The sequence below is a fragment of the Streptosporangium nondiastaticum genome, from assembly GCF_003011965.1.
GTDB classification, from domain to species: Bacteria; Actinomycetota; Actinomycetes; order Streptomycetales; family Streptomycetaceae; genus Streptomyces; species Streptomyces nondiastaticus.
Genome location: NZ_PXWG01000194.1, coordinates 1 through 9,512 on the forward strand (window position 1 = coordinate 1; position 9,512 = coordinate 9,512).

At 73.6% G+C, this 9,512-nt stretch carries 6 protein-coding genes; 5 read left to right on the plus strand and 1 reads right to left on the minus strand.

Annotated features, from left to right (window positions below; all coding sequences use genetic code 11):
- The coding region (locus B7P34_RS33480) for an NADH-quinone oxidoreductase subunit I (RefSeq protein ID WP_223268499.1) at positions 1–982 on the minus strand (982 nt) is incomplete at its 3' end.
- Positions 983–1,331: 349 nt separating this feature from the next.
- Here B7P34_RS33480 and B7P34_RS33485 point away from each other — a divergent pair.
- The 5 genes from B7P34_RS33485 to B7P34_RS33505 all read left to right on the plus strand — a co-directional run bounded on the left by B7P34_RS33485 (position 1,332) and on the right by B7P34_RS33505 (position 9,363).
- A complete protein-coding gene (locus B7P34_RS33485) occupies positions 1,332–3,299 on the plus strand; it encodes a S53 family peptidase (RefSeq protein WP_106681934.1) in 1,968 nt (655 codons plus the stop codon).
- A gap of 286 nt (positions 3,300–3,585) precedes the next feature.
- Entirely contained in the window at positions 3,586–6,474 is a 2,889-nt protein-coding gene (locus B7P34_RS33490; RefSeq protein WP_106681935.1) for a leucine--tRNA ligase, read from the plus strand.
- 142 nt (positions 6,475–6,616) lie between these two features.
- The gene (locus B7P34_RS33495; RefSeq protein ID WP_106681936.1) at positions 6,617–7,387 is read left to right on the plus strand and encodes a hypothetical protein; all 771 of its coding nucleotides are present in this window, start codon (positions 6,617–6,619) and stop codon (positions 7,385–7,387) included.
- Between the two features lie 155 nt (positions 7,388–7,542).
- On the plus strand, positions 7,543–8,388 hold the full coding sequence (locus B7P34_RS33500) for a DegV family protein (RefSeq protein ID WP_106681937.1): 846 nt from the start codon (positions 7,543–7,545) through the stop codon (positions 8,386–8,388).
- A gap of 195 nt (positions 8,389–8,583) precedes the next feature.
- Entirely contained in the window at positions 8,584–9,363 is a 780-nt protein-coding gene (locus B7P34_RS33505) for a ComEA family DNA-binding protein (RefSeq protein WP_106681938.1), read from the plus strand.
- The last annotated feature ends 149 nt before the right edge of the window (positions 9,364–9,512 follow it).

The window sequence follows — 9,512 nt, forward strand, 5'->3', positions numbered from 1 at the left end:
TCTCGCCCAGCGGGCAGGCGTCCGCGGGCAGCGCCAGCACGGCACCCACCCCGAGGGTCCCGCCGCAGTCCGCGAGGCCCCCGTGCGAGACCCGGGCCCGGGCCGCCGTCGCCGCGTCCAGCCACGCGCCGTGGCAGCCGCCCGTCAGCACCCCCTGCGGGGCGGGGGCGGCGCCGCACACCTTCAGCACGTACGCGAGCGGCACCCCGCCCGGCACCTCCACGACCTGCGGCTCGGGCACGGCGCCCGAGACGGTCAGCAGCAGGGTGCCCGGCTCGCCGGGGGCGCCCGTGGCCGCGTAGCCCTCGGCGCCCAGCCGGGCTGCGAGGGCGAGTTGGGCGAACGTCTCCGCGTTGGACAGCAGCGTCGGCGCCCCGTCCAGGCCCTCGCGCGAGGCCCGGTCGTGCCGCCCGGGCGGCAGCGGCAGCCCGCCGCCGGCGGCCCGCAGCAGCGCCGAGGACTCGCCCGACACCAGCCGCTCGGGCAGGCGTACCACCCGGGCCCGCACGGACCGGGCCCGCCGGTCGGCGAGCCCCCGCTCGGCCAGCGCCTCCCGCACCGAGGCCTCGGCCGCCGCCCGGGTCACCCCGACCACCACCGAGCCCGCGCCGAGGGCCGCCGCGGTCAGCAGGGCCCCGTCCAGCACCAGGTGCGGGGCCCGCGCCAGCAGCACGGCGTCCTTGCGGCTGGTCGGGTCGCCCTCGCAGCCGTTGACCACCACGGCGGGGCGCGCGCCGCGCCGCCGCGCCGCCTGTCCCACCGCCCGCAGCTTGCGCGCGAAGGGGAAGCCCGCGCCGCCCCGGCCGCGCAGCGCGACCGCCTCCGCCAGGGCCGTCAGCTGTGTCTCGGTGTGCTGGGGCAGTGAGCCGTGCGCGGACAGGTGGGCGCTGCGGTCGAGCCGGGCCGCCCGGTCCAGGCCGGCCAGCAGGCGCGGGCGGCCGAGGGCGAGGACCGCCGGCTGTTCGGGGAGCGCCGGGCTCACCGGGCCCGGCCCGGGGCGACGGCGTCACCGGTGCGGCCGGGGCGGCTGTCGGGGAGTGCGAGCGGGTGGACGTGCAGGTGGACATGCAGGTGGAAGGGGTCCATGGCTCGGCACCGTAGGGAGCCCACCGGCGGCGTGCGGTCCGCTTCGCACAACCCCGGTGCGAGGGGCCTCACCACTGCTAACGTCGGATCTTTTGCGCGTGCCGGTCCTTCCGGCGCCTCCTTGATCTCTTCTTGACGAACTCATGCCCCACGGTTGAGGAGTTCGCCGAAAGAGTGACGCACTGTGGGCGTGCTCATGCCAGCACGCCCGCTGTTTTGCGACCACTCGTTTCGCAGGGGGTTCCATGAGATCAAGCCGCTCCCGCGTGCGCGCCGGACTGGCCCTGGCGGCAGCGCTGCCGCTGGCCGCCGGGGCGCTCGCGCTCGGCACGCCCACCGCCCTGGCGGCCCAGGCGGGGCCCGGGCCGCACGACCGGCAGGCGCTGGCGGGCACCAAGCCGCTCTGGGCGACGCCCTCGGCCGACCGCGGCACCGCCGACGCGTCGGAGAAGGTCACCGCCCGCGTCTACCTCGCCGGCCGCGACGCCAGGGGACTCGCCGACTACGCGCGGGCCGTCTCCGACCCGTCGTCCGCCTCGTACGGCAAGTACTTGACGGCACGCCAGGCGAAGGAACGTTTCGGGGCGACGAAGGCGCAGATAGCCGGGGTCACCGGCTGGCTGACCTCCTCCGGCCTGAAGGTGACCGGCACCAACGACCACTACGTCACCGTCACCGGCGACGCCGCCGCGGCCAGGAAGGCCTTCGGCACCGAGCTGCACCGCTACGTCAAGGACGGCCGCACCTACCACGCACCGTCCACCACGGCCTCCGTCCCCGCCTCGCTCGACGGCGCCGTCCTGACCGTCGTGGGCCTGAACGACGCCCCGCGCCTGGCCAAGCACCGCGAGACCCTCCCCGGCCCGTCGGCCGCCTTCCGCAACGCCGGCCCGTTCTCCACGTACTACGGCTCGAACGTGAACAAGAGCCTGCCGTCCGCCTACGGCTCCCACGCGCCGTACGCGATCAAGGGCTACACGGGCAAGCAGCTGCGCGCCGCGTACGGGGCGAAGAACTTCACCGGCAAGGGCGTCACGATCGCCATCACCGACGCCTACGCCTCCCCGACCATCGCCCAGGACGTCCAGCAGTACGCCAAGCGCAACGGCGACAAGAGCTGGAGCAAGGGCCAGTACTCCCAGGTGCTGCCCGCCGACTGGACGCACACCGGCGAGAAGGAGTGCGACGCCGCCGGCTGGTACGGCGAGGAGACCCTCGACATCGAGGCCGCCCACGCCGTCGCCCCGGACGCCGGCATCGTCTACGTCGCCGGCAAGTCCTGCCAGGACGACGACCTGATCGACGCCCTCCACAAGATCGTCGACGGGCGGCTCGCGGACATCGTCTCCAACTCCTGGGGCGACGTCGAGAGCAACGAGACCCCGGACGTGGCCGCCGCCTACGACCAGGTCTTCCAGACCGGCGCCGTCGAGGGCATCGGCTTCTACTTCTCCTCCGGCGACGACGGCGACAACGTCGCCAAGCACGGCACCAAGCAGGCCGACACGCCCGCCAACTCCCCGTGGGTCACCTCGGTCGGCGGCACCTCCCTCGCCGTCGGCAAGGGCGACAAGTACTTGTGGGAGACCGGCTGGGGCACCCACAAGGCGGAGCTCTCCAAGGACGGCCTGAGCTGGGAGGGCTCCGTCTTCACGGGCGGCGCCGGCGGCGGCACCAGCAAGATCCACCAGCAGCCGTTCTACCAGCGCGGCGTCGTCCCCGACGCCCTGGCCAAGGCCAACGGCAGCACCCCCATGCGCGTCGGGCCCGACATCGCGGCCGTCGCCGACTCCAGCACCGGCTTCCTCGTCGGCCAGACCCAGACCTTCCCCGACGGCTCGGTGAAGTACGACGAGTACCGCATCGGCGGCACCTCGCTCGCCGCCCCCGTGATCGCCGGCGTCCAGGCGCTCGCCCAGCAGGCCCGCCACGGCGTGCCGATCGGCTTCGCCAACCCGGCCATCTACGACCGGTACGGCACCGCCGCCTACCACGACGTCACCGACCACCCGCTCGGCAAGGGCCAGGGCATCGGCGTCGTCCGCGTCGACTACAAGAACAGCGTCGACGCCAAGGACGGCCTGGTCACCACGCTGCGCAGCCTCGGCGGGGACAGCTCCCTCTCGGCCGTCCCGGGCTACGACGACGTCACCGGCGTGGGCACGCCGGGTGACTCGTACGTGACGTCGTACGTGCCGGGTCACCGGCGCTGACCTGGGTTCCCCGCGTCCGTAAGGGGCGCGGGGCGGTTTCATATGCGGCTCCGCCGCGTGGGCGCGAGCAGCCACGCAGGGCCCGCACCGTCGGTGCGGGCCCTTGCGGCGCTACGGTAACCTGACCCCATGCGTGCCGTACGCCTTCTGCTTAGCGGGCCGCGCTGATCAGTACCGACCGGTGACCACGGTCGGCATCGGCGCGGCGTCCCCTCCTGTGCGAGGGGATTTTTCATTTCCGCAGGTGCCGCAGGTAGAGACGACGATCGATGGAGCTTTGAGGACGATGAGCGAGACCAACAACGCCGCCGAGGTGGCTGCCCCGCACCGCTACACGGCCGCGCTGGCCGCCGACATCGAGGCACGCTGGCAGGACGCCTGGGACGCCGAGGGCACGTACGAGGCGCCCAATCCCAGCGGTGACCTGGCGGGCGACCCGGCGGTCGTGGCACGCCCCAAGAAGTTCATCATGGACATGTTCCCGTACCCCTCGGGTGCGGGCCTGCACGTCGGCCACCCGCTCGGCTACATCGCCACCGACGTCTACGCGCGCTACCACCGCATGACCGGGCACAACGTCCTGCACACCCTGGGCTTCGACGCCTTCGGCCTGCCCGCCGAGCAGTACGCCGTGCAGACCGGCACCCACCCGCGGGTCTCCACCGAAGCCAACATCGTCAACATGAAGGCGCAGCTGCGCCGCCTGGGCCTGGGCCACGACAAGCGCCGCTCGTTCGAGACGATCGACCCGGCGTACTACAAGTGGACCCAGTGGATCTTCCTGCAGATCTTCAACTCCTGGTACGACGAGGAGGCGAAGAAGGCCCGCCCGATCGCCGAGCTGGTCGGGCAGTTCGAGGCCGGCCGCCGCGAGGTGCCGGGCGGGCGCGCGTGGAGCGAGCTGACCGCGGCCGAGCGCTCCGACGTCCTGGGCGAGTACCGCCTGGCCTACGCCTCCGACGCGCCCGTCAACTGGTGCCCGGGCCTGGGCACCGTGCTGGCGAACGAGGAGGTCACGGCGGACGGCCGCTCCGAGCGCGGCAACTTCCCCGTCTTCAAGTCCAAGCTGCGCCAGTGGAACATGCGGATCACCGCGTACGCGGACCGCCTGCTGGAGGACCTGGACGCCCTGGACTGGCCCGAGGCCATCAAGCTCCAGCAGCGCAACTGGATCGGCCGCAGCGTCGGCGCTCGCGTCGACTTCGCCGTCGAGGGCCACGCGGACGCGAAGGTCACCGTCTTCACCACCCGCCAGGACACCCTCTTCGGCGCCACCTACCTGGTCGTCGCGCCCGAGCACCCGCTGGTGACCGAGAACGGGACCCACCACTCGGTCATCCCGGCCGCCTGGCCCGAGGGCACCCACGAGGACTGGACCGGCGGGCACGCCACCCCGGCCGAGGCCGTCGCCGCCTACCGCAAGGAGGCCGCCGCCAAGTCCGACGTCGAGCGCCAGGCCGACGCCAAGGAGAAGACCGGCGTCTTCACCGGCGTCTACGCGATCAACCCGGTCAGCGGCGACAAGCTGCCCGTCTTCACCGCCGACTACGTCCTGATGGGCTACGGCACCGGCGCGATCATGGCCGTCCCCGCGCATGACAGCCGCGACTTCGCCTTCGCGCGCGCCTTCGACCTGCCGATGCGCTGCGTCGTGCAGCCGGCCGACGACCGCGGCACCGACCCCGCCGCCTGGGCCGAGTCCTTCGACTCGTACGACGCCGAGATCATCAACTCGGCCGGGGAGGGCATCTCCCTGGACGGCCTGGTCGTCAGCGAGGCGAAGACCCGCATGGCCGAGTGGCTGACCGCGCAGGGCATCGGCGAGGCCACCGTCAACTACCGCCTGCGCGACTGGCTCTTCAGCCGCCAGCGCTACTGGGGCGAGCCCTTCCCGATCGTCTACGACGAGCAGGGCGTCGCCCACCCGCTGCCCGAGTCGATGCTGCCGCTGGAGCTGCCCGAGGTCGAGGACTACTCGCCGCGCACCTTCGAGCCCGACGACGCCGACACCGAGCCCGAGACCCCGCTCTCCCGCAACGAGGAGTGGGTCAACGTCACGCTGGACCTCGGCGACGGCCCCAAGCGCTACCGCCGCGAGACCAACACCATGCCCAACTGGGCCGGCTCCTGCTGGTACGAGCTGCGCTACCTCGACCCGCGCAACGACGAGCAGCTGGTCTCCGCCGAGGCCGAGCAGTACTGGATGGGCCCGCGCGAGGGTCAGCCGCACGGCGGCGTCGACCTGTACGTCGGCGGCGCCGAGCACGCCGTGCTGCACCTGCTGTACGCCCGCTTCTGGTCGAAGATCCTCTTCGACCTGGGCCACATCTCGTCGGCCGAGCCGTTCCACAAGCTCTACAACCAGGGCATGATCCAGGCCTACGTCTACCGCGACGGCCGCGGCATGCCCGTTCCGGCCGCCGAGGTGGAGGAGCGCGAAGGCGCGTACTACTACCAGGGCGAGAAGGTCAGCCGGCTGCTCGGCAAGATGGGCAAGTCCCTGAAGAACGCCGTCACGCCGGACGAGATCTGCACCGAGTACGGCGCCGACACCCTGCGCCTCTACGAGATGGCGATGGGCCCGCTGGACGTCTCCCGACCCTGGGACACCCGCGCCGTCATCGGCCAGTACCGGCTGCTGCAGCGCCTGTGGCGCAACGTCGTCGACGAGGCCACCGGCGAGGTCACCGTGGTGGACTCCGAGGCCGACGAGGCGACGCTGCGCGCCCTGCACAAGGCGATCGACGGCGTCGGCCAGGACCTGGCGAACCTGCGCTTCAACACCGCCATCGCCAAGATCACCGAGCTCAACAACCACGTGACCAAGCTGAGCGAGGTCCCGCGGTCCGTCGCCGAGGCCATGGTGCTGCTGATCGCGCCGCTGGCCCCGCACATCGCCGAGGAGCTGTGGCGCAAGCTCGGCCGCTCCGGCTCCGTGGTGCACGCGGACTTCCCCGCCGCCGACCCCGCCTACCTGGTCGACGAGGCCGTGACCTGCGTCGTCCAGATCAAGGGCAAGGTCAAGGCGCGGCTGGAGGTCCCGCCGGCCATCTCCGACGAGGAGCTGGAGAAGGTCGCCCTGGCCGACCCGGCGGTCGTCGCGGCGCTGGGCGGCGCGGGCATCCGCAAGGTCATCGTGCGGGCGCCGAAGCTGGTGAACATCGTTCCGGCGTAGTCCGGTCCGGCCTGCTTCGGCCGGCTGAGGGTTCTTCCCTACGGGCAGGTTGGGGGTTCGTTCGGAACCCGCGGCCTGCCCGTGCCGTTTACGGTGGAGGGGAGACGGCGGCCGCCGTCCCCGCACCGTCCCGAGGAGCGTCATGGAAGCCGTGGCCGTGATCGTCGCACTGATCTTCGCGGTCCTCGTCGCGCTGGCAGTGATCGCCACGGTCAGGACGGTCCGGGCGGTCAAGCGCGGCGTGGACCGCACGGTCCACCAGGCGCGGCGCACCGTCGAGGACACCCGCCTCAAGGCCCGGCAGTTCGCCCAGCCGGGCCCGGCCGGTGAGGTCGCGCAGCTGCGCCTCTCGCTGCGCACGTCGATGCGCGCCACGCAGGACGCCCTGCACGCCGCCGCCCCCGAGGACCCCTCGCTCTCCGAGGCGCTCGCCCTCTTCCAGCGCCTCAGCGCCCACGGCCACGAGCTGGACGACGAGCTGAGGCGGCTGGAGACCGAGCCGGACAAGGCCCGGATCGCGGCCCGCCTGCCCGAGCTGCGCGAGCGCACGGCCCGCGTCAAGGACTCGGCGGACTCGCTGCGCTTCGCCGCCCAGGACCGGGCCCGGCGCTTCGCCGAGGACGACCTGGAGACGCTGAGCGGCCAGATCCGCATGGAGGCGGGCGCGCTGCGGCACTGGAGCGACGAGGGGCTTGACGAGGCTGCAGGGGCGGGCACGGCTTCGGGGGCGGGTGCTGGCGGTGCCAGTGGTGCATCAGGTGCATCGGGCGCTGCCGGGGCATCGGGGGCCGGGGCACCGGCCGGGGAGCGGCCGGAGCCGCGGGCGATCACCGGGCGGGACCGCGACCGGGACGCGTGGCGTTCGCCGGGCTATTCGTGGCAGAAGACGAGCCGGCCGGAGAGCGCCGGCTGACCGGCGCGCCCAGGGGATGCGCCCAGGGGATCCCATGGAATGCGCCCATGAGGTCTAGCTCATCGGGGCGCCCGCTGTCCGGCCGTCCCGCAGGATGATCACCTGTACGGGGCCCGTACTGCCGTCGGAGCGCCCCGGCGGGTAACCTCCGGAACATGTCCCGCCATGTCGCTGTCATTACTGATTCAACGGCCTATCTGCCGCAGCGGGCGATGGAGCGGCACAGCATCACCGCCGTACCGCTCACCGTCGTGCTGGGGGGCGAGGCGCTCGAAGAGGGCACCGAGGTCTCGGCCCGCTGCGTGGCCGAGGCGCTGCAGAAGCGCAGGCCGGTGACCACCTCGCGGCCCGGCCCCGAGGTCTTCGCGGCGGCCTACCGCGCGGCCGCCGAGGCGGGGGCGGAGGGAATCGTCTCGCTGCACCTGTCGTCGGAGTTCTCCGGCACGTACGACGCGGCGCTCCTCGCGGCGCGCGACGCGGAGGTGCCGGTGCGGGTCGTGGACACCGGCATGGTCGCCATGGCCCTCGGCTTCTGCGCGCTGACCGCCGCCGAGACGGCGGACGCCGGCGGCACCCTCGACGAGGCGGTCGCCGCGGCGCAGAAGCGCGCGCAGGGCACGGCCGCCTTCTTCTACGTCGACACGCTGGACTACCTCCGCCGGGGCGGCCGGATCGGCGCGGCCCAGGCCCTGCTGGGCTCGGCGCTCGCCGTCAAGCCGCTGCTGCAGCTGGAGGACGGCCGGATCGAGCTGCGCGAGAAGGTGCGCACGGCGTCCAAGGCGATCGCGCGGCTGGAGGAGATCGCGGTGGAGCGCGCGGGCGGGTCGCCCGTCGACATCGCCGTCCACCACCTGGCGGCGCCGGACCGCGCGACCGAACTGGCCGACCGTCTGCGGGAACGGCTCCCGGCGCTGGAAGAGCTGCACGTCAGCGAGGTGGGAGCGGTCATCGGCGCCCACACGGGCCCGGGACTGCTGGGCGTGGTGGTGGCGCCGAAGTAGGGCCCCGGGCTTCCGGCCGGGGCTCGGGCCCGCCCAGGGCGCCCGGCGCCCGGACGCTTACGGGATCGCCCGGCCGTGATGCGGCCCGGCGTCAATTCCCCCTCCCGGGCGGCGTAGTTATCCACAACTGCCGGGTTATCCACGGAAATCAGGCCGTCTCAGCGGGATCAGGGCAATCGCCCTACCGTCTTGCGCATGACCGATCGCACGAACGGGCACCTTTCGCTACCCGGGCGCAACGGCCCGCCGCAGGGCGGGCGTTGGCGGCTCGCGGTGCGGGAGCGCCTGCCGCTGTGGCTGCAACTGCGCTGCGGCATGGAGCCGAAGACGCTCGCCGCACTGGCGATCGTGCTGGCGGCGGCGTGCGCTTTCGCCGCGTACCACTTCCTGGCCGGGCGCCCGCGGACCGTCCGGGTGCCCGCGCGGGAGACGCCCGCCGTCGTGGTCCCGACGCCTCCGCCGGCCGTGGCCTCGCCGTCCCGTACGGGCGGGGTGGTGGTCGTGGACGTGGCGGGCAAGGTCCGCAGGCCGGGCGTGCTGCGCCTGCCGCCGGGTTCGAGGGTGGCCGACGCATTGGCCGCGGCCGGGGGAGCCCGTCCGGGCGCGGACACGACGGGCCTCAACCGGGCGCGTGTGCTCGTGGACGGGGAGCAGCTCGTGGTGGGCGCCCCGGCGGGCGGTCAGGGCAGTCAGGGCGGACAGGCGGGCCGGAGCGGTCCGGCCGGTCCGGGCGGTGCGCCGGCGCCCGGACTGGCCGCCGCCGGGGGAGGGCCCGCGCCGGGCGGCCCGGTGAGCCTGAATTCCGCGACGGTCGAGCAACTGGACGCGCTGCCGGGCGTCGGCCCCGTCCTGGCCCGGCACATCCTCGACTACCGCACGCAGCACGGCGGCTTCCGCTCGGTCGAGGAGCTTCGCAAGGTCAACGGGATCGGCAGTCGCCGCTTCACCGACCTCCGCCCCTTGGTGCAGCCATGACGGCCGCCGTCAGCACAGTCGGGACAGCCGCCACAGGCGGGGCGCTCCGCGGGGCCGTCCGCGGGGCCGCCGGGGAGGCGGGCCCGCCGGATCTGCGGCTGGTCGCGCCCGCCGTCGCGGCGTGGGTGGCGTCGTGCGCGGTCATGGCG